The organism is Paraburkholderia sp. Clong3, from assembly GCF_050436485.1.
Lineage (GTDB): Bacteria > Pseudomonadota > Gammaproteobacteria > Burkholderiales > Burkholderiaceae > Paraburkholderia > Paraburkholderia tuberum.
Window position 1 is genome coordinate 300,803 of sequence record NZ_JBNDMH010000002.1, and the last position, 25,861, is coordinate 326,663.

A 25,861-nucleotide genomic window follows, 5' to 3' on the forward strand; every position below is an offset into this window, starting at 1 on the left:
TGTTCGCTTTGTTCGTGTCGAGCGGTTCTAATCGAATGAAGTGTCTGTTATAATTTTTCTTCTGTTCGGGGCGTAGCGCAGCCTGGTAGCGTACCTGCATGGGGTGCAGGTGGTCGGAGGTTCAAATCCTCTCGCCCCGACCAAAGAAATCAAGGACTTACGGTGCAAGCCGTAGGTCCTTTTTTCATTTGCGCGCCGCCGTTACCGTCTGGTTACCGGAAAAGCGCAACATCGCGCATACCTCGTTGCCCAACGACGTGGATTCACGGTGTCCGTCTGGCTCACCGTGTGTGCGTGCCGGGCAGGCTTTGCAGCCGCGGTATCATTGACGTTCGGCAACTACAACTGGACGTCTGTCATCGTGCAGCGCGTTCGATGTAGCAGTGAAGAGGCGCAATGGCCAGGTTGAAAACACAGACTGCGCCCGGCGAGGGCGAGCGACGCGCGCAACGCGGATACGTGCGTCAGTACGAATCAGCCGCCGCTGCGATCTACGCGGCACTCGAGCGTGATGAACTACTGTGGGTGGGATTGGCGGATCGCAACGCCGGTGTCGCGGACGACGTCGTGCTCGGTCTGAAAGGCATGGTCGTCGCCCACCAGTTCAAGACCTCAAGATATGCGGAGCCATTCCGGCTTGAAACGCTGCTGGTCGGCGCAGATGGGCTGCTTCAACCGCTTGTGCTTGCGTGGCAGGCGCTTCGCAGAGCGTTTCCCGATGATCGCGTCGAGGTGCGGCTCGTCACAAACAACTTTCCGTCCAAATCCGATGGGCTAGACGGGGCAGCCGGGCACAGCGCGGCCTTCCTGAACGAGTTCGAGCTTTATCCAAACCGGACATTGGCTGACTGGCGAGCGTCCAGGTGGCAGCCCTTCGTCGATCGGCTCGTGCAACGCTCCGGAGTCGACGATGCGGCCTTCGAACAGTTCCTGCAAGGGTTGCGCATCCTGTGGGGGGCGGCGGCCGATTTCGCACAAGCACACCGGTTGTCGCCGGATGCCAGGCGCCTGGCGGTGCAGATCGCGAGCCTGTTACCACGGCTCGTCGCAGATGTTCGCGATCGCGACCGCTGGACTCGCGCGCAAATACTTGAGGAACTGGGCTGGCCCGATAGCTTCGCACTGCGACGTTCGCATCAGTTTCCGGTGGGCATGTATGTCCAGCGCAATGCAGTTACCGAATCGGCGCTGCGCGGCGCGATCAACGGAGCCGATCGCGGCTATGTCGCGCTCGTTGGTGCGCCCGGCGTCGGCAAATCTACGCTGCTGCAATCCTCACTCGCCGCCGAACCCGCACTCGTCATTGTGCGCTATCTCGCTTTTGTGCCCGGGGAAGGTCAGGGCATCGGTCGTGGTGAAGCTGAAGCGTTCCTCGACGACGTAAATGTCCAGTTGAGGCGCAGCGGCCTCGTCGGCCTGGGGATCCGGGACACGACGCTGCAGGACCGGCGCGACCAGTTCGACATATTGCTGCAGCGCGCGGGCGAGCGGTTCCAGCGCGAAGGTGCGCGAACGCTGATCATCGTTGATGGGCTCGATCACATTCCGCGCGAGGAGTTGCCGCAACGGTCGCTGCTCGCCGAGCTTCCACTGCCGCATGCGGTGCCAGCCGGAGTGCTGTTTGTGCTCGGAACGCAACGTCTCGACCTTGACGACTTAAAGCCGGCGATTCAAGAGCAGGCTTCGCTCCCGTCACGCAGGATTGTCGTCGCGCCGCTGTCTCGCGAAGCGGTATACCGGATGACCGACGCGTACAGCCTTGATCCCGACGTCTCGCGAGACCGGATCTTTGCACTCGGCCATGGCCAGCCACTCGTCACGCGTTACCTGATTGAAGCGCTGCGCAACTCAGATAGCGCACAACGCGAGCGGCTGCTCGATGGCGAGTTTACGTTCGAAGGCGATATCGAATCGATTTATGCGTCCGCGTGGCGCGAAATCAGTGACGATGCCGAAGCGCGTGACGTGATGAGTTTCATTGCGCGCGCCGAGGGGCCGATTCAACCCGAACAACTCGCCGACGCTGTGTCGGAGCAGGCGGTCGAACGGGCGCTCGCCTCGACGGCACACCTTCTGACCGTCGGGCCGCACGGATGGACGGTGTTTCATAACAGCTTTCGCTTGTTCATCCTGTCGAAGCCGCGATTGCGGTTTGGAAAACCGGACGTGAGCTACACCGCAAGCATTTACGTGAGGCTTGCGGAACTCGCCCGCATCGCAGGCGTCGACAGTCCGCAGCGCTGGCTTGAGCTCAGATATTTGGCGCGGGCGCGGCGCTACACGGACGTACTTGCCCTTGCACACCCCGAGCGCTTTCGGGCGCAGCTTGCTGATGGCAGGGCCGCTACCGATATCCAGGCGGACATCCGCCTTGCGTTTGGCGCTGCCCAAGCCGAGGGCAACTCGACGGATGTTTTCCGGCTGCTGCTGGCACAGGATGAAATCGGGCGTAGGGCAAGTGCGCTCGAATACGCGCCGAAGGTCGTCGACGCAATGCTCGCGATCGGCGACATCGACGGCGCGCAGGCCTTCGCAGAGGCAAATGGTTGTGGCGGCTACAAGATTGTCGATGCGTTGCTCAGAGCCGGGGAGGTGGATCGGGCACGCGCCTGGTTCGACCAGATAGAGCCCCTTGAACGGCTTTGGGGTAACCAGTCAGATGGTATCCATGGTCATGAATCGGAATTGCGGGAGTGGGCACAACGCGTGTTTCACTTCCGCGAGGTCGATCAGATCAATGATGCGATTGAGCGCCTGTCGAGCCCGGCGCAGGCGCGGAGGATGGGCAATGATCCGGGTTACGGCCAGGACCTCAGGTTCATTGTCGCGTGCGCGGCGGCTAGGGCACAGCCTGCCAGTGATCTTTGGGCGCTTGCGAGTCAGTTGGGTCTAAGTGAGTCCGATGTGCCCTATCTATTGATCGAAGCCGGCTTGAGCACACAAGCAATCGGAGACGTAGAACTGGCCCGAGATTTACTGTCGCAGGCGGTGTCTGCTAGCACCTTCTCGCAAGTGCAGGAGGATTGGCGCGGCCACCTCGCGCGAAGTGCAGCCGAGCTTGGAGACATGGCGATGGCCCGCACCGCATTTGCGGACTTGACCCCTCCGGCAATCGCCATGATGGAGGGGAAAACGGGCGACGGAGTGGCGAAGACTGTTGCGCTTGGGGTTGTCGAGTACGTCGAGCTTGCAACCCTGCTGGGTGAGACGATATCGGAAATCGTGTTGCCGAAGGGCAGCGTACTCAAGCCGCTTCAATACCATGCCGTAAGAGTTGGCGAGATCGTGGGGCGTGCCCGTTCTGGCGACGGGGTGCCCATTGTCGACCTGGTGCGCGCCACGCACGACCTGCTCGCGTATCTTGAGCATGCCGAACCGGGAGCCGCCGATGAATACTACGCGGTTCATCAATTGACTGCGGCCGCGCCCATCCTCGCTCAAGGTCTGCTACGTGCCGCGGGATTATGTGGTAGGCAAGCATTCACCGACGTGGTCGCCGAGTTCGACCGTGCGTTCGCGAAGCCCGATGGCAGGAACCGTAAGCGCATCGATTTGCGTCGCAAAATTGTGGCCGAGATCTACCATCAGACCGGCGATATTGACGCCGCCTGCCAACGCCTGGAGCCGTTGGTGGAAGAACTTCGGGAGGATACGCCCGAAACGCAGGTTGAGGGGTTGGCAGCACTCGCTGCGACGTTTGCGAACGTTGGAGATGCCGCGCGCGCCCGACAACTCCTGCATCAACTTCACGACGAATCGCTCGGCTACGCGCGTGCGCCCAAAAAAGATCCACAGTATGCGTTGTGGCGCGAGTTGCTCCAGCGAGCCAACGCTGCCGATCCCGAGAAGCGGCGTGACCGTGTGGAACTGATGATGCGTGTGCTCGACGGCATGATGGAAACCGAGGGGCGGGCGTCGGCCTGCCGAATCGCATCGGCCGCGCTGACGGAGGCAGCGCTGATCGATGCTGCAACCTGCCTCGCGGCCGCGAGAAAAATGGCCGCGCGCAGTATGCTTGACTGGGCTGGCATCATCAATGCGCTGCTCCTGGGCGTCGTCCGACGGAGCCCGGAGCTGGCCGGTCCGTGCGCGATGGCATGGACTTCTCTGGCGCTACCGTACTACCGCGAGCCGCACTATCGCACGCACAAGCTCGGCGAGTTCATTTCAACGGTGATTGCCGCATCACCGGAGCACGACCTTGGGACGTTGATCGATCACTTGTGCGCAACGATCGAAGCGAACGCTCAGGCGCAAGCACGTACGCCGCTGCTCGAGCGACTGGCCGATGCCATGCGCGCGAGGGGCACGCAGAACTTCCGCGTCGATGAGGCGTTGGTTCGCTGGCGGGCTGAGACCCCGCCCGAGCGCGACAGCAACACACCCGGTCGCTATGACGATGTCGCCTGTCTCGGTGCGCTTGAAGCGCGCTTGCACGACAACGCAGACGCGCCGGACTACGAAGGTATCGCAGCATATGCGCGCTTGGCTGCAAAGGCCGATCTGGACGAGGCACGTACCGTGTTTGAGCGCTGGCCGGCCCTGCAGCGCAACACCAGTGCGCGATTTACGCTGGTGGCCCGGGCGTTGTCGTGCGGGGAGCTCGCGTTCGCGCGAAGCCTCGTGGAAGGGTACCGCATGCAGACCGACGAGCCTGCAACATGGAACAACTGGACCGGAGCTGGCCGGCTCAAATACTTCCAGGCGCGTGTGAAAATCGAAGGGGCCGTCGTGCATGACGAGGCCTACGCGGACCTGGTCGGCGAGCTCGCCGCGGGCCGGGAGTATGGGCAGCCGATCCTGTTTGAAATCGATGATGTCTTTCCAACGATTGCGGCGTCGCCAGATTGGGCCGCGATGTGGGGGTGCCTTGCCGAACAACTCACCATGATGCGCGAGTACGCGATCGGCGCGCCGTTCGAGCTGCCGCCTGAATCAGACTTCACCGACGAAGACCTGATAGTTTGGCTCTATCGCTGGGCACTGTCGCTTTCGCTATCCGAACTGACGAGTAATCTGCGAAGGGGCGCCCTGCACCTGCTTTCGTTCAACGTTGGTGTGCCTCTATTTGCCTTGCTGGTCAGGCGGCTGCTGGAGGGAGAAGGCGACGAACCGGCTGAAGCGGTGCAGTTGCTGTTGCATGGTGCAGCCAATACTGCGGCCGCCGCCCTCGAGGATGTTGTCGCGCCCCTCGTCGATCATCCCGACTACGCGGTGGCGTGCGGGGCCGCTCGGCTGCTGGAGCGTTGGGGGCAGGCGCGCCCAATCACGCACTCGGCATTGCCTTTCTTTTACAAAATGCATCTGGATGAGGGCAACGCCGGCCAGTTCGAGCGCCCAAATCTGAGCGATTCAAGGACTGGCGCGATGCATGTCGAGGACCCGCTCGGATGGACGTCTGCGTTTTCGGACGTCATCCGGCCACTGGCGCGACACGGCGTATCGGTCGCGCACATACGCGAACGTAGCCGAATGTTCATCGAAGGCTGGGGCGGCCTGGCGGCATTCGGCCCGACTGCAACGGCAAACTTGGAGGCCGCACTCGGACGCCTCGATATGCGGCTGATGTACGTAAGACCGCACATGGCGGTGGTGCTGCGCGCGCTTCGCTATGTAGCAGGGGAAATGCGTCTTGCCGGTATCCTCGACGAGGACGACGAGCCGTGGCTGCTTCACTTGATGGGGTACCCGGCAAGCCCGTCGCCGTTGATATCGCCTTGCGAACGACCTCGCAACATCGCAAGGCCGGCCGTAGACCGGACGCAATGGCACGAGACTGACGAGCGGTGGCTCCATGCTGTCCATGGGGATGTCCGACCGCTCATGAGCATGGGTGGGACGGTCATTGCCGAGTTCGCGCGGTTTGACTGTCGTGACATCCGGACGACTTTTGCACTCGAGCGCATCCGCGTCCCATATTTGGATGTCTGCACAGACGGCGACCTTTCGTCATGGATGCACGAACTGCCGCTGGCTATCTGGGCAGGAAGCGTTGTGCCGCTAACCGACGAGCCCGCCACGACCATTGTAAGAAGGTTCGAGGAGACACGTTTACCGGGAATTCCGACCGACATGCTGGTGATCTGCCCGTTGTGGCTGCGACGTCTTTCGTGGCGGCAGCATCCGGGGAACTGGCTTGTTTACCTTGATAGGACGGGTCGGGTTGTGGCGCGAGTTGTTTGGTGGCGAGACGGCGGCCCTATCGATATCGGCGAGGATGGCATCTGGGGAGAGGGAGTTTTCGTCACAGTCACGCCAGAAGGGCGTCAGCAGATCGAAGCGGTGACCGGGCGCCTGAAAATTCAGGTGCGTGGACGTCGTACGGTTTCGGAGCCAGAGAAGTCGACGGTCAAGATTCGACGGGCGAGCGCCGTTGAATGACGTAGCCCGGTTGTCTCGTAGCGGTCCTTCATGTGCCAGATAAAGCCGGACCGCCCAACAGTTGTAGTGCGGTGCATACGGCCTGTAGCGCAGACCCGAGCTGGCCACCTACAATGACTGTATGTGCCCGCTCGCTATAATCACAACATGGCAGTCGGACTGCTGGTGCGTCGCCCAATTGCAACTCTGCGCCCAGCATTTCGAAGAAGCCTCGACAGAAATCTTTTGGTACCCGGCGCAATGGGCCTGGATTGCGTGGCGACCCGCCGGCACCGCGCTGCCGTTCCGGACGCCCAATGGGTGGGGGCTGACGCTCGAGCCGCCTGGGCCTGAGCTGACCGACGAGATAGGCTTGGCACCCGTCTACCTGCTCGATGAAGCGGAGGCGGACTGGCCCGCGCTGCTCGACATCCTGCTCGTCTGCGACGACCTCGAGCCATGGTTACGCTCGATCATAGTGCGACGCTACGAGAGCGAACGACGGGCCCGCAAGACGCGGTACGCGGGGTGCTATGGTGTGGGCGAGTCTGCCGCGTTCGAGCGGTTCCTGCTCAGGACCGTTGCGGGCGCAACGGATACTCTGAGCGGTGAGCAGACATCTGCCGCGGACGAATCCAAGCGCGCCATAGATCTGACGATCACGCTTAAGTCATATCCCCACTGCACGGCGACGGGCCAGTTGCGCGATGACGGCGCGCTGGTTTTCGACCTGTACGATCGCGACTACCTGGGCAGCGGCCGTGCGGATACCTATTGCGTCGAAGGCGCCGCTGTAGCCTTGCTTCATGACGTGATGGCGTGTACGACAGGCGAGCGGCCGGCCACACCGGAAGCCCTGCTCATTGCCATCGGCCGGCATTACCCCGTTTGGGCTGACGCCTATCGATGGCTCAGTGCATCGGGCGTGCCGTTCACCCACGAGACCGATCCGTGCGCCTAGCTTCGCTCACAACTATTTACGATAAAGGACCACACGATGCTCACCGAAAAATTCGTCCGTGCGACTGAGCTCGCACTGCGCCTGCACGCGACGCAGCGACGCAAGGGCACGCAGATCCCCTATACCTCGCACCTGCTGGGTGTCGCGAGCCTCGTGCTGGAGAACGGAGGAGATGAAGAGCAGGCGATCGCGGGCCTGCTGCATGATGCGATCGAGGACGTCGGCCCGGAAGCGGCGCCGGCGATCCGAGACCTGTTCGGGGAGCGCGTGCTGCGGATCGTTCAGGGCTGCACAGATGGCGTGCCGGATGCGGAGGGTCGGAAACCGGACTGGCGCACGCGCAAAGTCGCGTACCTGGCGCATCTCGAGGAAGCCGATCCTGATGTGCTGCTGGTCTCGGCCTCCGACAAACTCTATAACGCGCGCGCGATCGTCACGGACCTGCACACAGTCGGCCGCGCCGTGTTCGACCGGTTCACGGCCGGCGAGGCGGGCACGCTCTGGTATTACGGCGAACTCGCGCGGATTTTCGAGGCGCGCCTGCCGGGCGGCCTGTCCAAAGAACTCGCGCGCACCGTTGATCTGATGAAGGGCGCGACTCATTAAGTTTGCACGTCATGCCCCGACGACGTTCCCAGGGCATGGACGCTAGGCTATGAACGTCGACGGGGACTCGCGCGCGCATCGATATCAGGCAGCGTAGCGCCGCCGCTTGACGTCGCCCGTTAATGGCTTACTTCTGGGGCGACGCGCGATCGGATCATAGATGGTTTTTCGATGTGGCGGCGCGTATAACCCCTGTTTGCGCTTTAGCGCGTGACCCGAACCGTTCATAATATCGATCAGACAAAAAACGGACGAACGGTTCCATGATTGAAGACATCCGGAAAACCCTTTGGGCCACCGCCGACAAGCTGCGCGCGAACATGGACGCGGCCGAGTACAAGCACATCGTGCTCGGGCTGATTTTTGTGAAGTACATCTCGGACGCTTTCCAGGCGCGCCGTGACGAGCTGACGAAGCGGTTTCTTGACGAAAGCGACGAATACTACCTGGGCGACAGTGATCCCGACATGATCGCGGCCGAGCTCGAGGACCGCGACTATTACCGTGCGGTCAATGCGTTCTGGGTCCCCGAAGGCGCCCGCTGGGAAGCGCTGCGCGCACAGGCCAAGCAGGCGGATATCGGCAAGCGCATCGATGACGCGCTGACACTGATCGAGGCCGACAACCCGAAACTGAAGGGGATGCTCGACAAGCGCTTTGCACGGGCGCAACTGCCTGATGGCAAGCTTGGCGAGTTGGTCGATCTCGTCTCGAAAATCGGGTTTGGTAACGACACTGCAATTGCGAAGGACATCCTAGGGCAGGTGTATGAGTATTTCCTTGGGCAGTTTGCGAGCGCCGAAGGCAAGAAAGGCGGCCAGTTCTATACGCCGGCCAGCATTGTGAAAACACTGGTCGCGGTGCTCGCGCCGCATCACGGCCAGGTCTATGATCCGTGCTGCGGGTCCGGCGGCATGTTCGTGCAGTCGGAGAAATTCATCGAGGCGCACGGTGGCAAGCTGGGCGATGTGTCGATCTACGGGCAGGAGTCGAATCCGACCACCTGGCGCCTCGCCGCAATGAACCTCGCGATCCGTGACATTGATTTCAACTTCGGGAAGGAGCCGGCCGACACTTTCGTGCGCGACCAGCATCCGGACCTGCGTGCTGATTTCGTGCTCGCAAATCCGCCGTTCAATATTTCTGACTGGTGGCATGGCAGCCTCGAAGGGGATTCACGTTGGGTGTACGGGACGCCCCCACAGGGCAACGCGAACTATGCGTGGCTGCAGCACATGCTGTATCACCTGAAGCCCACCGGTCGCGCCGGTATCGTGCTCGCGAACGGTTCTATGAGTTCGAGCCAGAACAGCGAGGGTGAGATCCGCGCGGCGATGGTCGATGCCGACGTCGTTGAATGCATGATCGCACTGCCCGGGCAGCTGTTCTTCAACACACAGATTCCCGCGTGCCTGTGGTTTCTTGCGAAGCAGAAGACGGTTCGCAAGGGCGAGGTGCTGTTCATCGACGCGCGTAAGCTCGGGCAGTCGGTGAGCCGCGTGCAGATCGAACTGACCGATGACGACGTCGAGCGGGTCGCTGAGACTGTTTATGCGTGGCGCGGTGATGCCGATGCAAAAGCGACCTATGCGGATGTGCCGGGTTTCTGCCGCAGCGTGACGCTCACTGAAATCGCGGAACACGGCCACGCACTGACGCCGGGCCGCTATGTCGGCGCGGAAGACGTTGAAGACGACGACGAAACCTTTGCCGAAAAGATGCAGAAACTGACCGACCAACTGGGCGAGCAGATGGCCAAGGGTGCCGAGCTCGATACGCTAATCCGGCAAAAGCTGGGAGGGCTTGGCTATGAGTTCTGAATGGCCTTTTGTTGCAGTTGATCAGGTCTGTGAGCTGATTGTCGATTGCGTAAACAAAACCGCCCCTGTCGTTCCATATCCGACTCCCTACCGGATGATTCGAACAACCAACGTACGCTACGGCCGAGTCAATCTGGACGACTGCAAATTTGTTGACGAATCCACATTTGAGAAATGGACACGACGGGCGAAACTTGCGGTTGGCGATGTCATTTTGACGCGAGAAGCGCCGATCGGTGAAGTCGGATCTATAAAAGAAGCCAATGGTGTGTTCCTTGGCCAGAGGTTGATGCAGTACCGGGCCAATTCACAACTGTTGGACCCTCGCTTCCTCCTATATAGCTTTCTTTCTCCACTGCTGCAGAGTCAATTTGCTAGCCATGAAGGATCTGGGTCAGTGGTAAGCCATATCCGAGTGGGCGACTGCTTTAAGTTCAAGGTTCCTTTACCTCCACTGCCGGTTCAGCAGGACATCGCTGGGTTGTTGGGCTCGCTTGACGACCGGATTACCCTGCTTCGGGAAACTAACGCAACCCTTGAGGCCATCGCCCAAACGTTGTTCAAGTCGTGGTTCGTCGACTTTGATCCGGTGCGTGCGAAGGCGGAAGGACGGGAACCGGAGGGGATGAGTGCGGAAGTCGCCGAGCTTTTCCCGGATGCGTTCCAGGAAACGGAATCGGGGAACATGCCTAAAGGCTGGAAGCTCGTGCCGTTCGGCCAGTTGCTTGAGCATACGATCGGCGGTGACTGGGGCGACGAGGTTGCCAACGAGAAAAATGATACTCTTGTAGGCATCATTCGCGGCACGGACATCCCTGATCTGAAAAGCGCGCAAACCAGTCGTGTTCCTATTCGCTATACGTCTCAGAAAAAGCTGTCGTCACGGCGCCTGCAAGATGGCGACTTGATACTTGAAGTTTCTGGCGGAAGCAGAGATCAACCGACCGGGCGCTGTCTGTACCTGAGCAACGACATCCTTGGCCAGTTCGATTGTCCCCTTGAGCCAGCAAGTTTCTGCCGCTTGTTGCGGCCGGTTGGACGCGAAGTCGGCATCATGCTTGGTGAACACATGACGTTCATTTACGGCCAGGGCAAGACTTGGGAGTAAGTGTTCAGGAAAAATTGATTTGAAAATCGGCGCCGTACCTGCTTAGCAGTGCTGCGAGTTCGGCATCGATGGTCTCGCGCGTCCAGGTGAGGGCTCGACGCCATCGGTATTTCAGGTGCCGCCAGACGATCTCGATCATGTTGAGCTCGGGGCTATAGGCAGGCAGGTAAAACAGGATGACCTTATGTTCGAGCAGCCAACGTTGGCGCGTCGCGTCGCTGATACCGTGATGGATGCTGGCATTGTCCAGCACGATCACCGTGGGCAGACCGTTCCCGGTGGCGAGCACACTGTCGATGAAGCACTCGACATCCTGGGCTTTAATGGTGCCGGTATGCGCGGCGTGGATCAGCGTGTTTTCGCCGAAGTCCAGTGCGCCGATCACGCTGCGGCGGCAGTGATGGTTCGGTTCGACCTGGTGAGGCAAGCCTCGTGGTGACCAGCTACGTTGAACCGGCGGCGATCCATGGAAGCCCGCCTCATCGAGATACACCAACCGCACGGCGTCCCCGCGTGCAGCCTGTTGGAGTTTCTCGAGTGTGGCCTGTTTCATTGCGAACGCTTCTTCGTTGCGCTTTTTTTGAGCGCGTAGCGGTTGCGCTTGAACGAAAAGCCGTTGCGCTTGAGAGCTTCGCCCAGCGTTTCGACCTTGCAGGGCAGCGGCTCGTTGAGCGCGGCTTCGACGCGCTGGGCAATGCCACCAAGGGTCAGCGGTTCGGCGCGGGCGATCTCAAGGGCCACAGCGATCTGGGCTTCAGTCAGCAGCGCATGCCGGCCGCCGTTATGTGCGCCCATCAAGCCGCATATGCCCCGCTCGCGCCATGCGTGCGACCAGTTGTAGACGCTCTGGCCACTCACGCCCAGTTGCGCCGCAATGGCGCGGGCCTTGAGGCCACGTCCGAGCATCAACAGGCCCGCCGCGCGTGTGCGCGTATCCCGATGACGGTGATTGATCGACATCTGCTGCAATGTCAGCTCCTCGACTGCCTTCAACACTACGACACACTTCATCCACGACCCCGGCACCGACCAAGACGCCAGGTTAGCCAAAGTCAAACCGTTTTACCAGGAACACTTATCAAAACCAGAGCACGGGTATCAGCAACTTTCAGACGACGCACTTTCTGGAAAAAGAGCTAGTGGTACTTCCTTCCTCCGATGTATTGCGTACCTTTTGTGAAATAGTTCGTCCGGTAATCGAGCGAAGCCATCTTGCTCAAATCGCCCGACTATCTGAGATCCGCGATACATTACTTCCCCGTCTGATCACCGGGCAGCTGCGCCTGCAAGAGGCCGAAACGCTGCTTCGGGACGCGGCATAGAGTAACCCATAACAAGAATCCCTGAGAGGCCATGACTGAAAATCAGCTGGAGCAGGAAGCCCTTGACTGGCTGACCGATACCGGATACACGCATCTGCACGGCCCGGACATCGCGCCGGACGGCCCGGCGCCCGAACGGAGTACTTTCCAGCGGGTACTGCTGGCTGACCGACTGCGCAGTGCAGTTGCACGACTTAATCCGGCGGTTCCCGCCTCAGCGTGCGACGATGCGCTGCGACAGGTGATGAATTTGGATACGCCAGTACTGCTGTCGGCGAACCGGGATTTCCATGCGTTGCTGATCAACGGTGTGCCGGTTGAATACCAGCAGGATGGCGAGACGCGCGGCGACTTCGTCCGGTTGATTGACTTTTGCGACCCATCAGCGAATGAGTGGCTTGCGGTAAACCAATTCGCCATCAAGGGCGCTAAATACGCACGCCGCCCGGACATTATCCTGTTTCTTAACGGGTTGCCGCTCGGCCTTCTTGAACTGAAAAATCCCGCTGACCAGCACGCTGACATCTGGAAGGCCTACGACCAGATCCAGACGTACAAGGAACAGATTCCAGATGTGTTCCAGTACAACGAGATCATCGTGATCTCCGACGGCAGCGAAGCGCGGATGGGTTCACTGTCGAGTAATTCGGAGCGGTTTCTATCGTGGCGCACGATCGACGGCACAACGCTAGATCCGCTCGGTCAGTTCAACGAACTCGAAACCCTGATCCGCGGCGTTCTGGCGCCGCAATACCTGCTGGATTACCTGCGATTCTTCATCCTGTTCGAGGATGATGGTGGTCTCGTCAAAAAGATTGCCGGATATCACCAGTTCCATGCCGTGCGCGCGGCAGTTGCGCAGGTTATTGCCGCGTCCCGTCCGGGCGGCGGCCAGAAAGGCGGCGTTGTCTGGCACACGCAGGGCAGCGGCAAGAGCATCACGATGACCTGCTTTGCGGCGCGTGTGATGCGCGATGCAGCGATGGAAAACCCGACCGTCGTCGTGATCACGGATCGCAACGATCTGGACGGTCAGCTCTTTGGCGTGTTTTCGCTCGCTCAGGATCTGCTTCGTGAGCAGCCGGTGCAGGCTGATACACGTCAGGATCTGCGCGCCAAGCTCGGCAACCGGCCGTCAGGCGGGATCGTGTTCGCAACGATCCAGAAGTTTATGCCAGGAGAGGACGAGGATACCTTCCCGGTGTTGTCCGAGCGCAGCAATATCGTCGTGATCGCGGATGAAGCGCACCGGACCCAGTACGGCTTCGACGCGAAGCTGAAGGGCGAGAAGAAAGGTTACCAGGTCGGCTACGCGCAGCACCTGCGCGACGCCCTGCCGAACGCAACGTTCGTTGCCTTTACGGGGACACCGGTCTCGAGCGAGGACCGTGATACGCGCGCCGTGTTCGGCGACTACATCCACGTCTACGACATGCAGCAGGCTCGTGACGACGGCGCAACCGTGGCGATCTACTACGAGTCGCGGCTAGCCAAGCTCGGGCTGAACGCCGAGATGCTGCCGGATGTCGACGCCGAAGTGGATGAGCTCGCGGAGGATGAGGAAGAGAACGAGCAGTCGAAGCTGAAAAGCCGCTGGGCCGCACTCGAGAAGGTCGTCGGCGCCGATCCACGTATCAGGAGCGTTGCGGCGGATCTGGTGACCCATTTCGAGACGCGCGACGCCGCACAGCCTGGCAAGGCGATGGTGGTGGCAATGAGCCGCGAAATCTGCGTGCATCTCTATGATGCCATCGTCGCGCTACGTCCGGACTGGCACGATGAGGATCCGGAGAAAGGCGCGATCAAAATCATCATGACGGGTTCCGCGTCCGACAAGGCGCTGCTGCGCCCGCATATCTATCCGAAGCAGGTCAAGAAGCGCCTCGAGAAGCGTTTTAAGGATCCGGCGGGTCCCCTGCGCCTCGTGATCGTACGCGACATGTGGCTGACGGGCTTTGATGCGCCGTGTGTCCATACGCTGTACGTCGACAAGCCGATGAAAGGTCACAACCTGATGCAGGCGATCGCGCGCGTGAACCGCGTATTCAAGGACAAGCAGGGCGGGCTGGTCGTCGACTACATCGGGATCGCCAGCGAGCTGAAGCGGGCGCTCAAGGAATACACGGCGAGTAACGGCCGGGGGCGTCCCACGGTTAATGCACAGGAAGCCTATGCTGTGCTCGAGGAAAAAGTCGACATCCTGCGCGCGATGCTGCATGGCTTCGACTACAGCAGCTTCCTGACGGCCGGCCACAAACTGCTCGCTGGCGCCGCGAATCACGTGCTCGGACAGGACGACGGCAAAAAGCGCTTCGCGGATACCGCGCTGGCCATGAGCAAGGCATTTTCGCTGTGCTGCACGCTAGACGAGGCGAAGGCTGCGCGCGAGGAAGTTGCCTTCTATCAGGCGGTCAAGGTCCTCCTGACCAAGAGGGACCTAAGCCAGAAGAAGCGTTCTGACGAACAGAAGGATTTTGCGATCCGGCAGATCATCAGTTCGGCGGTGGTATCGCAGGACGTCGTCGACATCTTCGAGTCGGTCGGGCTCGACAAGCCGAATATCGGGATTCTCGACGATGATTTCCTTGCGGAGGTGAAGAACCTGCCTGAGCGAAACCTTGCTGTCGAACTGCTGGAGCGGCTGCTCGAAGGCGAAATCAAGAGCCGCTTTGCGAGCAACGTCGTGCAGGAAAAGAAGTTCTCCGAGTTGCTCTCGAACGTGATCACGCGCTATCAGAACCGGTCAATCGAGACGGCCCAGGTGATGGAAGAACTGATCGCGATGGCGAAAAAGTTCCGCGAGGCAGCCAAGCGCGGCGAGGATCTGGGTCTGAGCGAGGACGAACTGCTTTTCTATGACGCGCTCGCGAACAACGAGGCGGCCGTAAGGATGCTGGGCGACGAAACGCTCCGAAAAATCGCCCATGAGTTGACTGAAAACCTGCGCCGCAACGTGAGCGTTGATTGGGCAGTCCGCGAGAGCGTAAGGGCGAGTTTGCGGCTAATGGTCAAGCGTGTCCTTCGCAAATACAAATACCCCCCAGATCAGCAGGAGGAAGCGGTAAGCACCGTGCTGCAGCAGGCCGAAAGGCTGAGTTCTGAATGGATAGCGGCATAGGCCGTTGCCGACATCCATAATCATAAAAATTGACGAGCAGGTTAATGCCTAACAGCGCCATTTTTGGTAACGATTCCGGCGAAGATGAAAATCCGGATGTATTGTCGTCGTATTTTGTCGATCTACCGCAGTTTTCTCGTTTCAATAGCGCCGAGCATCCTCTCGGAATTGTTCGTGCCCGTAAGGGGATGGGGAAGTCGGCCCTTTTGTCCAGGTTACACCATTCGATCCAGCGCGACGCCCATGACATTGTGATCAAGGTTACCGGCAATGAGTTGTTGGCTATGGGCGATTTTGCCGGGAAAGGTTCCGCTTATATCGAAAATAGTTGGAAAAAGGTGATTTGCCAGAGAATATGCATCGAGATCGGTTCTAAAATCGGCTTTGCCGCATCCGATCTTGCGATGTCTTTGGTTGAATCAGCTGAGATCGAAGGATTCAAGGATAAAAATATTGTTTCTGCGCTAACAGATCGCGTCGGCAATATCGTAAAGCTGGCGTTTGGAAAAGGCGGCGATACAGCGTTAGATGTTAGCGGGCTGGCTAACAAGAAAGCGATCCCTAACCCGCAGGAATCGTTGCGCCGATATCAGGATGAGAAGGCGGATGGCCGTGTGTGGTTTCTGGTTGATGATGTCGATGCCAAATATAAAGACAATGAGCATTTTCAGGAACTGGTTGGTGGCTTTTTTACCGCAATTCGCTCGCTTGCGTTTTCAGTCCAGAATCTTTGCATAAGAGCTAGCGTGCGGACCGATGTCTGGTACAACCTCCGTTCTATGGAGGACCAGGACAAGCTTCGGCAATACGTGATAGATATTGCATGGAACGATTCGGCATTGAAGCGAATCCTGGCAAGAAAGATACTTTCCTACTTTAGGAGAACCGGCAGCGACCCGTTCATTGCGCGATACGACGAAAAGGGCAACTACAATGAAATAATGGATTTGGTCTTCGAAAAAACCTTTCGTTGGGGCGACGGCCGAGTTGAGCCCTTTATACCTATTAAGTGTTCAGGAAAAATTGATTTGAAAATCGGCGCCGTACCTGCTTAGCAGTGCTGCGAGTTCGGCATCGATGGTCTCGCGCGTCCAGGTGAGGGCTCGACGCCATCGGTATTTCAGGTGCCGCCAGACGATCTCGATCATGTTGAGCTCGGGGCTATAGGCAGGCAGGTAAAACAGGATGACCTTATGTTCGAGCAGCCAACGTTGGCGCGTCGCGTCGCTGATACCGTGATGGATGCTGGCATTGTCCAGCACGATCACCGTGGGCAGACCGTTCCCGGTGGCGAGCACACTGTCGATGAAGCACTCGACATCCTGGGCTTTAATGGTGCCGGTATGCGCGGCGTGGATCAGCGTGTTTTCGCCGAAGTCCAGTGCGCCGATCACGCTGCGGCGGCAGTGATGGTTCGGTTCGACCTGGTGAGGCAAGCCTCGTGGTGACCAGCTACGTTGAACCGGCGGCGATCCATGGAAGCCCGCCTCATCGAGATACACCAACCGCACGGCGTCCCCGCGTGCAGCCTGTTGGAGTTTCTCGAGTGTGGCCTGTTTCATTGCGAACGCTTCTTCGTTGCGCTTTTTTTGAGCGCGTAGCGGTTGCGCTTGAACGAAAAGCCGTTGCGCTTGAGAGCTTCGCCCAGCGTTTCGACCTTGCAGGGCAGCGGCTCGTTGAGCGCGGCTTCGACGCGCTGGGCAATGCCACCAAGGGTCAGCGGTTCGGCGCGGGCGATCTCAAGGGCCACAGCGATCTGGGCTTCAGTCAGCAGCGCATGCCGGCCGCCGTTATGTGCGCCCATCAAGCCGCATATGCCCCGCTCGCGCCATGCGTGCGACCAGTTGTAGACGCTCTGGCCACTCACGCCCAGTTGCGCCGCAATGGCGCGGGCCTTGAGGCCACGTCCGAGCATCAACAGGCCCGCCGCGCGTGTGCGCGTATCCCGATGACGGTGATTGATCGACATCTGCTGCAATGTCAGCTCCTCGACTGCCTTCAACACTACGACACACTTCATCCACGACCCCGGCACCGACCAAGACGCCAGGTTAGCCAAAGTCAAACCGTTTTACCAGGAACACTTAAGACACTTGCCGGGGCGCGTCCGCGCTGGATGGGCCAGTTGTGTAAGCTGGCATGTGACCGCGCCGGTTCCTTAATTTCGGTCGATCATGTAAAAGATGCGATGGATTTGTTTGGCACCGAAAAAGTATCCGATCTAGAGAAAGAGCATGCTCACCAATTCGCCGATATTAAGAAGCTGATAAATGCTTTTAGAGGTGGTGATAGGGAATACAACCTTTATTCGTTGCTTAGAAGGATTGAAGATCACTACATCAAACGGGTTTCCGATGTGCCTGACGTCGATGGCTATCCATTCAAGGAAAATCATCGGCTGGGAGAGCTTCTTTTCAAAATTGAAGTCATTTCCGGGAGGCGGCGCGACGAGCGGAATGGATTCAAGCTGTATCAGGACGAGCCCGACCTTTTCGAACTGAAGGAAAATTCCGATAATCTCATCATGTGGGCGATTAACCCCAGCTATCGTAAATACTTGCAGATTCGCTGACGAAAAGTTTGCGAGTTCAAAGGTGACTTGCGTTGGCGTGAGGGTGAAAAATGAGCGCAAAAAATGACTTGAGAGAACTGAAGGAAGCCATAGAGTGCGCCCGCTTTGCGCTGTCGACCATTGGAAAAGCATTGCTTGACGACGAGTCGATGAAGATTTGGAATCTCATCAGCGAAATCCAGAACGTTGAAGAGGCGTCGGGGATCGTCGAGTTTGGCACGGCGGCGGGTGGGTTTGCATCGCAGAAGGGTCGACTCGGCGCGGTGTTGGAGCAAATAGCGCGAATCGCGGGCGTCGCGCTGGACGCATCTGGCGAGAATTGCGAAACCAAGAACCATGCGCCGAATGTTTTGAATTGACTACGGCATCGGAAAGTGGGGGATTGCCCTTGTTAGACGAAGACGACGCGCGTGCGGATGCGCAACTGCGAACGCTTGCAGCGCACCTTAAACAGCTATCCGAGGATCTTTTTCGACTCGTCGAACGTGACCTGAGCTTCCTCTCTGTCGATGCGCAAGTATTGCTCGAGCATCCGGAGATCGTTGCATCGGCAAAGACCCAAGCGGGGCTCGATGCCGCGATGCGGGTGCTTGATGAATTGTCGGAGACGTGGTGGCGTCTCGCCGAAGATGGTAAGGCCGCGCATGACGCGTGTTGTGCTGCGCTCGCGAAGGCACCGCCGCGCTTTTTGACTTGATGAGGAAGGGCGCAGTTAGTTGACGAGTTCACTGAAAGCACCGCGCCTGATAATTCTTTGCCGAACCAGAAAAACGGACCGCGGCTTCGTCGTGCCGGGATTGAACCGGGAAACAGAAGGCATTCGCGCCGACAGTTTCCGGTTCGGAACACGTCGATGCACTGGCAGCGTCGGTTAATGCGTTGGACAAGTGCGATGTGCTGTGCTTTTTTTCAGTTGTGGACGTCGGCAGATTCTTTTAGGATTGGTCGCCTTCGTGATTTATGAAGGCGCTTCCTTTATCGAATCGGCGAACATGACCACGCTCCTTACAAACGAAAAACTGCTGGATATCTGGAACAACGAATTCAGGTCGTATCTAAAGGAAGCAGGAATAGTCCGGTGGCGCCAGCGTTATCTTGAGCAAGTAAGCCTCGTCAAACATGCTTCTTTTGACGAATGGATAACGTCCGCATTTCAGGCGAAGCTCTGGAACAGTAACCCTGTCGCGAACATTGGCCCGGGCAATTCAGTAACGGTCGCTGGCGCGCTTTCTGACTCTGAACTGGCGACCTGGTTGTACGAAGCGCGGGAAGTCGCGCGCGAGGACGAGGCGCTTATACGCGGCAAACGGATCGACGCGCTCTACATCAAAGTGTTGAAACGCGTTGTCGATCAGCAGCACGCCAAGAAACAACCAAAGGCGCGCCTGATCCGCCTGCTCGCTTCGCTCTTCCCTCGCGACATGAGTTGCCTTATGGACGCCAATCGGCTCTGGCAGGTACATCGACTGGTCGGGCTGCATCGAACGTCGAACGAGTTTATCGCCCACCACGCGTTGTTGCGGGAGCATTTGCGCAGCGTCATCGGACCGGACGACACGATGGAGCGCGCCGTCGAGCAGTCGATGCTCGCGTGGTATCTGTGGGATGTCTATGTGAAAGCTCCAGACCAAGGGGCGATCGAAGCGCCGAAGGCTGTCGAAGCCGACGCTTTGCCTGAGATACCACTTCTTCCGGTGGATTCACAACGGCGTGGGTTGCCGTGCGTAAGCGACAACGTCGCGTTGCTCGTCGCGATCGTGCGTGAGACGGAGCATGGTCTGAGCCGGGAAGACCTGCTTTCAACCATCATGCAAGAGGCGCCGCAGTTGAGCAGCAGTACCGCTGGCGTGATCATCTCGCAAGCATTGGGCGGGCTGGGACTCATCACGCTGACCGACGGTGCGTATCGTCCAACGACGCGCGGGCTCGACCTGCTCAACGCACCGGATCCACGTGAGATTCTGCGCGGCCCGCTCATCGGCCGAGTTTTCGGCATGGGGCATCTGCTCTTATGGCTCGGGAAAGCAAAGGAAGGGCTGTCGTCCGTTGAACTCTCGTCGCGGCTCAGAGCGCTCGTTCCGACCTGGAATTCCGCGCAGCCGGGCAACTATACGATAGCCTGGGCAAAAGCCGTCGATCTGATTCGTTCGGTCGAGACGCCAAACGGAAGCAGGCTGGTCTTGACCGACCACGGCGAAGACTATGCCGAGGCATTGCCCGAGGAATTTGCGCAACGCTGGCATATCCGTGAAGGCGATGTCGAAGCGATCAGCGAAGTCATGAGCGCGGCGGCAACCGCGAGCATAGCGGCCAGCGTGAATTTGCCTTACGACTTGCAGAGCATCATCGACGAGGGATGCTTCGTGGCGAAGCAGGACCTCGGCACCATGCTGGCGCTTCTCGACAGCAAGCGAAATCTGATCCTGCAAGGCCCACCGGGCACAGGTAAAACCTGGCTCGCCAAGCGCTTGGGCTATGCGCTGCTAGGTCGCAAGGACGCCAGCCGCCTAGTGTCGCTGCAGTTCCAACCCACACTCTCCTACGAGGACTTTGTGCGCGGCTGGCGGCCGGGCACGGACGGCCGTCTGGACCTCATCGATGGGGCGTTCATGGAGGCCATCCAGGCGGCGATGCGTGATCCGTCAAGCCCATATGTAGTCGTGATCGAGGAGATCAATCGCGGTAACCCCGCACAGGTATTCGGGGAAATGTTGACGCTTCTCGAGCGCGACAAGCGGACGGAGGAGGAGGCGCTTCGTCCGGCCTATGTGCGTACGCCCGATGAACGGGTTTTCATTCCCGAAAATCTTTACGTGATTGGCACGATGAACGTGGCTGATCGTTCGCTCGCACTCATCGATCTGGCTTTGCGGCGGCGGTTCGCGTATTTTTCGTTGAAGCCCGAGCTCGGCGAGCGGTGGCGCGATTGGTGCATGAAGGAGAATGGCTTCACTCACGCCGCGGCGGATGAAATTGCGGGGCGAATGTTCATGTTGAACAAGCGTATCACTGAGGACGAATCGTTGCGGGAACAGTTCTGCATTGGGCACAGTTTCGTCACGCCGCCGCACGGGAAGAAAATCGACGATCCGCTCGCGTGGTTCGCACGCGTCGTCGAAAGCGAAATCCGCCCGTTGTTGCGGGAGTACTGGTTTGACGATCATGCAAAAGCAGAGGACGCATACAGTGCGCTGATCAAGAATCTCGCACCATCGCCAGGCACGTAACCGTGTCGAAGCCTATTCCCATCAAAAACATCTGGTTCCTCCTGTCGTATGCGCACGGGCTTGCTCGTTTCAGCGAACAGATGGCCGTGGAAATCGCTGAGCACGACAATGTTCCCGAACTGCTCGCGCGTCTGCTCGCGACGATGGTCGAGCGCCGCATGAAGCGCAATCTGGCGCGCGCCTACCTACCCCGGGAAGCGCGGCTCACCCGCGTGCGTGGACGCATTGATCTAATGGCGACGCTATCTTCTGGGGAGTTACGACAGGGTCGGGTCATCTGCCGTTTCGATGAGTCCAGTGCGGATACACCGCGCAATCAACTCTTTCGCTTCGCGCTAATGCGGCTGGCTTCCCTCGTTCGCGACGAGAAGTTGGCACATCGCTGCCGCCTGCTCGGGTCCGAACTCGGGCGACTAGGCGTGACTTTCAGAAGGCCTGTGCGTTCGGAAACGGCGCGTGAGCAGATGGGCAGAAACGACGCTGACGACGCGGCGCTCATCGTCGTGGCAAATCTTGCGCTCGACCCGCGGCTGCCGACCGAAGATGCGGGCGATGTCCGGCTTGCCCGAGTGCAGCGGGACGAAAACATGTTGCGTAAGCTCTTCGAGAAAGCCGTTGCAGGCTTCTACAAGCGAGAGCTTCCGAAGCGACAGTGGGATGTCCGGTCTCAAAAGGAGCTCGTCTGGCCGGTCGAGGCGTCGACGGACGGCCTGCTGAAATGGCTTCCCACCATGAATGCCGACCTTATTATCGATAACCGTTTGGCCACGCGGCGCATTGTCATCGACACGAAGTATACGGACATCTTTACGCGGAACCAGTTCGGCCAGACACGGTTCAAGAGCGAGTATGTCTACCAGATCTTCGCGTATCTGCGTTCCCAGGCCGGCCAAGGCGATCAGCGCGCGGATCATGCCGAAGGCTGGCTGCTGCATCCTGCGATCGGCGGCCAGCACGTGGACGAATCGTTCACGGTGGGCGGACATCGGATAAGGTTTGTGACTGTTAATCTCGCAGATGAGAACGCGCGCATTCAGGAAGCGCTGCAGTTGCTGATTGCGGCGCCGCCGGTTCTGTCTGGTTAGGACGCTGCAAATTTGGCTAAAGACGTCGCCATAGGTATCGCAATTCCAAAACAAATCGAAGAAAAGGACAACGGGGAAATCGTTCATGATCTTGAGGTGGGGGCTGCTCGGCCGGGGCGAGCTGACGGCCGAAAGGCGTGCGAGAACGCTTGGCGTGTTCGCGTCGAATGGCCGCGACTAAATGCCCGTCTGCTCAGCGATGATTTCCATGGGGAACTCGGGTGATGGTGCTTGATTTGTCGTGCAGCGAACGCCTGCGTCCCGTCCCGTTTTCAGGCGAATACCACAGCAGCAGATGACGGAGGCGTCATCGCTTTCGCCGCGCGCACCGCATTGGGCGCACCGGTAAAGCCGTCCACCGTCAGTGGAGCTGCCCAGCATCACGCGGCCGAGACAAGACCGGCAGCAATGTGCGGCCAATTGCCAAAATTTCTCGTCGCTGTTCATGCGTCGCCTGTTTCCAATCGTGGAAAACCACGCATCCGGGCCGGTGCCCGCCAACCAAATCGCACGGCCTGCTTTTCGTCTCGTAGGACAGCGATGATCAGCTCTGTCGTGTCAAGGCAACGTTCGACTGTTTTCGTCTCCAGCTTGCCGCGGACCATGTAGCTGATTGTCCGCTGGACGAGCTGCGCTAGCTTGATCGGTTTGGTTCCCTTGGCGTTCTTGCCTATCATTTGCTCGCGCTGGCGGTTGTAGCAACTAACGCATAGATGTTTGTGAATCAGGCGCGTTGCTAACACATGACATCGCGCGCAGATCTTCCGACCTTTGATTGGCGAAGGATTCGCGTCAAGCTCGCCGGCATGACGTGCGCCGACGTGACAGTTCTTACAGGTCAGCCATCGCGTACCTGCGGTCGCTTCGCCAGCAGTCTTCCAGCGATGACCGCAGGCGTCAGTCGACAGCGTCGCTCGCAAGCGGTCGCAGTGAAAGTGTTGCCGGCCGGGAAGTTCGCCGAGTTCGAAGTACACGGGATTAACGATGCCTGATTTCATCGGTTGATGCTCTCCGGGCGGGGCACCATTTCGATGCGCACTCGCCGGATTGCCGTCGAAGCGACTAACTGGCGGCGCAAGCTTGCTAGCGAGCGTTTCAGTCGTGCCGTCGGATATCCTTCCTGCTCAAGCAATTTGATATCGTTGTGCATTTCCGTGAGACGCGCGTCAAGGTTATCCAGTACGGGGTAGTCCAGCATTTCCATTGAGCGTCACCTCATGTTGTAAGAAAAGTAACTGTCGGCGGGCAGCCATCACGAGTCACGATCGAGGTTCCATCGGCGCTGTACGTTTTTCACCGCGGCGAAAACCCGTTCGCCGGTTTCACGATCAGCCTGATGGATCGCGTTAGCAATTGCGTCATGCATTTGTTCCAACCTTTCGACGCTCCAGACCATCTCCGAATACTTCATGGCAAGCGCCAGGTTCGTCGCCCGCATACGGTGTGAGACGGCCAGCATCTGCGGGTTCTTGACCCGACGCGTGCCGTCGTCATTGGTGGCGCTTGCATAATCCGCTAGCAGGCGCGCGTCTGCGACCATCGCATCGAGTTCGGCAAAGAAATCGATCGCCCGGCGAGCGACTGCCCGACCCTCGTTAGTGACCGGTGCCAAGGTCTGCACCGGAGGCGGTACGATCGCACGCAATTCCTCGACTAAATCCCGATCGGCATCGCGAACCATCTTGCACCAAGTCGACCACGTGGGTTTAGGCACCTCGGGGAACAGTTTTTTCGCCAGGCGCGGGCCTTCGACGGCGCCATGATCAGCGACGTGCTGACGGATGGCTAGTAAGGCTTTGGTGCGCTGTGGATCAGGTGGGCGGGGCATAGCAACGTTTCGAAACCATTTAGAAACAGTTTAGTTTCACGACGCGCGGAGCAGTGCATAGCCTTGCCGCGCAAAGGCCGCCGGTTTCGAAACATCGATGCCGCTGAACAAGCGCAGCGCTCGGATCTCCCGCGTTGGAAGCCCAACTGATGGACGAGCGCATGGCTCTTCAGGATGCTGATCTGGCGCTCGCCGAAAGACTGGACGACGCAGAAAGACCGCCCAGGCGGATCAGTAACTTGTCGCGGACCTGCAGCAAAGGTTCGGGCTGTGATGAGCGATATCGACATCCTGATCAATACGCTCCAGTGTGCCGCGGAGCAGCTAACGGGGCTTGCCGTGCTCGCGGACCGGGACCGGCACAACCCGGCTATGGCCGCGAATTGGGCGCGCAGGATCAAGATCAAAAGGGCCGTGTGCGATTAGTTGCACGCCTGGCTTGAAGTCGCGAAGGCGGCGCCCCGGCACAGGTTGGACAACTGGATGCAGGTAGCTGTCGACGCGCAGCAGTCGACGCCATCACGCGGGCGCTCGCGCAGAACCTGCATGAGCCGCCGATGGTCGAGGCACATCTTTCACGATCTGCGTGCAAGAATTCTAGGCCGACTGGCCACATACCGGCGCCACGTCAGATTCGCGATCGCTCATTTTTGAGTAGCCCCGCAGATGGCCTCGCACCGCTCGCGCGCGAAATCCCACGCGCTGAACGCGATCAGCGGACCATCGTCACCCGCCGGGATCCAAGGATCCGCGCCGAATGCCTGATATCGCGCAAACAGTTCGGTCGCCGACATGCCGGGCTCGAACAGTTCGTCGAGTGAAGCGTTCACGATTCGCTGCGCCTCTGAAATTGCAGCGCCAACTGTCTCGAATGATCCTCGACAGGCGCGATATTCCGGGTCCTGATAGTGCCTGTTGTCGTCCTCGAACAGCTTGACCGTCATCTTGACCTCCCCCTGAAAGTCTCAATGCTGAGCTTACGCGCTACCGCGCCGCTTGAGCGAGTTTATGCGCCCCCGTCAGGCACGCAGAGACGCCGCCGCAAGACATCGCCAGTGCAGGACGAGCTCCGCATGATCCCGATGGCCGTCGATCGCCCAAAAGACGAACCGCTAGGGCTCAAGCGCGAGGTAGCACGCTCGCTCGTCGGGTCCACGTTTGCAAGCTCCGAAACATACTCGTCCACCAGACACGGCTGATCGGCCGAAGCAAGTATGAAAAAAAAAGCGGCTACGCCGGCGTGCGTGAAAGCGTCTGTCTGGCACGCGCGATCACCCGCTGTAACGCTCCTCGCGTCTCGATCAGCGCCTGTCAGTTCTTCTGTTCGGTTTCACCGGCCGCCAGCGCCGCGACGCGCGCCGGCTCGATGTGCTTGAGCCGCTCGGTCGCTCGCGGGAGGATCTGCCGCTCGGCGTCATCGACCTGGCGAGCCATCCCGGCGATTCGCTGAGCTGACCGCGCACCTCGTCGATATTGGTCTGCATCAACGGCCCTGTGAGTGATGACCACCCTGAGTGTAGCCAATACGCGTCGACATCATCAACATGTCGTCTTCGGTTACACATACCAGAAAGGGTCGACCAGCTAAAGGCGCGATCCGCATCTCGACGACGTTCGCTAGGGGCATTCGGGGAAAGGGGCGACCGCTTGTCGACAGCATCGACACATCCAGGTCTTGATGTGTCGATGCTCAAACCCTTGCTGCATAAGGTTGTCGACACTATCTACACTACCTTTGGAGAAAAAACTATTTACGTAGGAATTCGCAACACGAAAGTGGACTGTGGACTGCGCAGCCCGCCCCATAAGTGCTCGTAGCGGTTGGCCGAGGGCGGAAGCATCGTTCTCAGTGTC

General features: G+C 59.2%; 22 protein-coding genes and 1 tRNA gene. 14 read left to right on the forward strand and 9 right to left on the reverse strand.

Annotated features, from left to right (window positions below; all coding sequences use genetic code 11):
* The first annotated feature begins 66 nt into the window (after nt 1-66).
* From OKW30_RS05710 to OKW30_RS05735, 6 genes are all read left to right on the forward strand, one after another.
* Nucleotides 67-143, forward strand: a tRNA-Pro gene (locus tag OKW30_RS05710).
* A gap of 253 nt (nt 144-396) precedes the next feature.
* Entirely contained in the window at nt 397-6,381 is a 5,985-nt protein-coding gene (locus tag OKW30_RS05715; protein ID WP_429346213.1) for an ATP-binding protein, read from the forward strand.
* 178 nt (nt 6,382-6,559) lie between these two features.
* Nucleotides 6,560-7,321 (forward strand): hypothetical protein, encoded by a 762-nt coding sequence (locus OKW30_RS05720; protein ID WP_429346214.1) that lies wholly within the window; start codon nt 6,560-6,562, stop codon nt 7,319-7,321.
* Between the two features lie 36 nt (nt 7,322-7,357).
* Nucleotides 7,358-7,927 carry an HD domain-containing protein gene (locus tag OKW30_RS05725; protein WP_429346215.1) on the forward strand — a complete coding sequence of 190 codons (570 nt, stop codon included), beginning with the start codon at nt 7,358-7,360 and terminating at the stop codon, nt 7,925-7,927.
* 263 nt (nt 7,928-8,190) lie between these two features.
* Nucleotides 8,191-9,747, forward strand: coding sequence for a type I restriction-modification system subunit M (locus tag OKW30_RS05730; protein WP_429346216.1), 1,557 nt, complete (start codon nt 8,191-8,193; stop codon nt 9,745-9,747).
* Nucleotides 9,737-10,855 carry a restriction endonuclease subunit S gene (locus OKW30_RS05735; protein ID WP_429346217.1) on the forward strand — a complete coding sequence of 373 codons (1,119 nt, stop codon included), beginning with the start codon at nt 9,737-9,739 and terminating at the stop codon, nt 10,853-10,855. The genes OKW30_RS05730 and OKW30_RS05735 overlap by 11 nt, the downstream gene beginning before the upstream one ends.
* Nucleotides 10,856-10,859: 4 nt before the next feature.
* Here the strand turns inward: OKW30_RS05735 and OKW30_RS05740 are convergent, their stop codons facing one another.
* Together OKW30_RS05740 and OKW30_RS05745 are read right to left on the reverse strand one after the other, a co-directional pair.
* A complete protein-coding gene (locus tag OKW30_RS05740; protein ID WP_429345693.1) occupies nt 10,860-11,408 on the reverse strand; it encodes an IS630 family transposase in 549 nt (182 codons plus the stop codon).
* A complete protein-coding gene (locus tag OKW30_RS05745; protein ID WP_429345692.1) occupies nt 11,405-11,866 on the reverse strand; it encodes a helix-turn-helix domain-containing protein in 462 nt (153 codons plus the stop codon). The genes OKW30_RS05740 and OKW30_RS05745 overlap by 4 nt, the downstream gene beginning before the upstream one ends.
* Before the next feature lie 342 nt (nt 11,867-12,208).
* On the opposite strand from OKW30_RS05745, the gene OKW30_RS05750 reads away from it, so the two are divergent.
* Complete coding sequence (locus OKW30_RS05750) at nt 12,209-15,295, forward strand: type I restriction endonuclease subunit R (protein WP_429346218.1); 3,087 nt, start codon at nt 12,209-12,211, stop codon at nt 15,293-15,295.
* A 44-nt stretch (nt 15,296-15,339) separates the two neighbouring features.
* Entirely contained in the window at nt 15,340-16,350 is a 1,011-nt protein-coding gene (locus OKW30_RS05755) for a P-loop ATPase, Sll1717 family (RefSeq protein WP_429346219.1), read from the forward strand.
* Here OKW30_RS05755 and OKW30_RS05760 read toward each other — a convergent pair.
* Nucleotides 16,309-16,857 carry an IS630 family transposase gene (locus OKW30_RS05760; protein ID WP_429345693.1) on the reverse strand — a complete coding sequence of 183 codons (549 nt, stop codon included), beginning with the start codon at nt 16,855-16,857 and terminating at the stop codon, nt 16,309-16,311. The two genes, OKW30_RS05755 and OKW30_RS05760, sit on opposite strands and share 42 nt — an antisense overlap.
* The gene (locus tag OKW30_RS05765) at nt 16,854-17,315 is read right to left on the reverse strand and encodes a helix-turn-helix domain-containing protein (RefSeq protein ID WP_429345692.1); all 462 of its coding nucleotides are present in this window, start codon (nt 17,313-17,315) and stop codon (nt 16,854-16,856) included. The genes OKW30_RS05760 and OKW30_RS05765 overlap by 4 nt, the downstream gene beginning before the upstream one ends.
* Nucleotides 17,316-17,420: 105 nt before the next feature.
* On the opposite strand from OKW30_RS05765, the gene OKW30_RS05770 reads away from it, so the two are divergent.
* The 5 genes from OKW30_RS05770 (at nt 17,421) to mcrC (ending at nt 22,179) form a co-directional block, all read left to right on the forward strand.
* A complete protein-coding gene (locus tag OKW30_RS05770; RefSeq protein WP_429346220.1) occupies nt 17,421-17,867 on the forward strand; it encodes a hypothetical protein in 447 nt (148 codons plus the stop codon).
* 50 nt (nt 17,868-17,917) lie between these two features.
* On the forward strand, nt 17,918-18,226 hold the full coding sequence (locus tag OKW30_RS05775) for a hypothetical protein (RefSeq protein ID WP_429346221.1): 309 nt from the start codon (nt 17,918-17,920) through the stop codon (nt 18,224-18,226).
* Entirely contained in the window at nt 18,223-18,564 is a 342-nt protein-coding gene (locus OKW30_RS05780) for a hypothetical protein (RefSeq protein ID WP_429346222.1), read from the forward strand. Before OKW30_RS05775 ends, OKW30_RS05780 begins: the two co-directional genes overlap by 4 nt.
* Before the next feature lie 295 nt (nt 18,565-18,859).
* Nucleotides 18,860-21,094 (forward strand): McrB family protein, encoded by a 2,235-nt coding sequence (locus OKW30_RS05785; RefSeq protein WP_429346223.1) that lies wholly within the window; start codon nt 18,860-18,862, stop codon nt 21,092-21,094.
* A 2-nt stretch (nt 21,095-21,096) separates the two neighbouring features.
* Nucleotides 21,097-22,179: a 5-methylcytosine-specific restriction endonuclease system specificity protein McrC gene (gene mcrC, locus OKW30_RS05790; protein WP_429346224.1), complete on the forward strand. Its 1,083-nt coding sequence runs from the start codon at nt 21,097-21,099 to the stop codon at nt 22,177-22,179.
* A 443-nt stretch (nt 22,180-22,622) separates the two neighbouring features.
* Here mcrC and OKW30_RS05795 read toward each other — a convergent pair whose 3' ends face one another.
* The 3 genes from OKW30_RS05795 to OKW30_RS05805 are packed head-to-tail and all read right to left on the reverse strand — an operon-like array spanning nt 22,623 to nt 24,007.
* Entirely contained in the window at nt 22,623-23,177 is a 555-nt protein-coding gene (locus OKW30_RS05795; RefSeq protein WP_429346225.1) for a hypothetical protein, read from the reverse strand.
* Complete coding sequence (locus OKW30_RS05800; protein ID WP_429346226.1) at nt 23,174-23,383, reverse strand: hypothetical protein; 210 nt, start codon at nt 23,381-23,383, stop codon at nt 23,174-23,176. The genes OKW30_RS05795 and OKW30_RS05800 overlap by 4 nt, the downstream gene beginning before the upstream one ends.
* A gap of 48 nt (nt 23,384-23,431) precedes the next feature.
* On the reverse strand, nt 23,432-24,007 hold the full coding sequence (locus OKW30_RS05805) for a hypothetical protein (RefSeq protein WP_429346227.1): 576 nt from the start codon (nt 24,005-24,007) through the stop codon (nt 23,432-23,434).
* Between the two features lie 273 nt (nt 24,008-24,280).
* Here OKW30_RS05805 and OKW30_RS05810 point away from each other — a divergent pair, with 273 nt between their 5' ends.
* A complete protein-coding gene (locus OKW30_RS05810) occupies nt 24,281-24,433 on the forward strand; it encodes a hypothetical protein (RefSeq protein ID WP_429346228.1) in 153 nt (50 codons plus the stop codon).
* A 218-nt stretch (nt 24,434-24,651) separates the two neighbouring features.
* Here the strand turns inward: OKW30_RS05810 and OKW30_RS05815 are convergent, their stop codons facing one another.
* Together OKW30_RS05815 and OKW30_RS05820 are read right to left on the reverse strand one after the other, a co-directional pair.
* On the reverse strand, nt 24,652-24,951 hold the full coding sequence (locus OKW30_RS05815) for a hypothetical protein (RefSeq protein WP_429346229.1): 300 nt from the start codon (nt 24,949-24,951) through the stop codon (nt 24,652-24,654).
* Nucleotides 24,952-25,318: 367 nt separating this feature from the next.
* A complete protein-coding gene (locus OKW30_RS05820; protein WP_429346230.1) occupies nt 25,319-25,441 on the reverse strand; it encodes a hypothetical protein in 123 nt (40 codons plus the stop codon).
* Between the last annotated feature and the right edge of the window lie 420 nt (nt 25,442-25,861).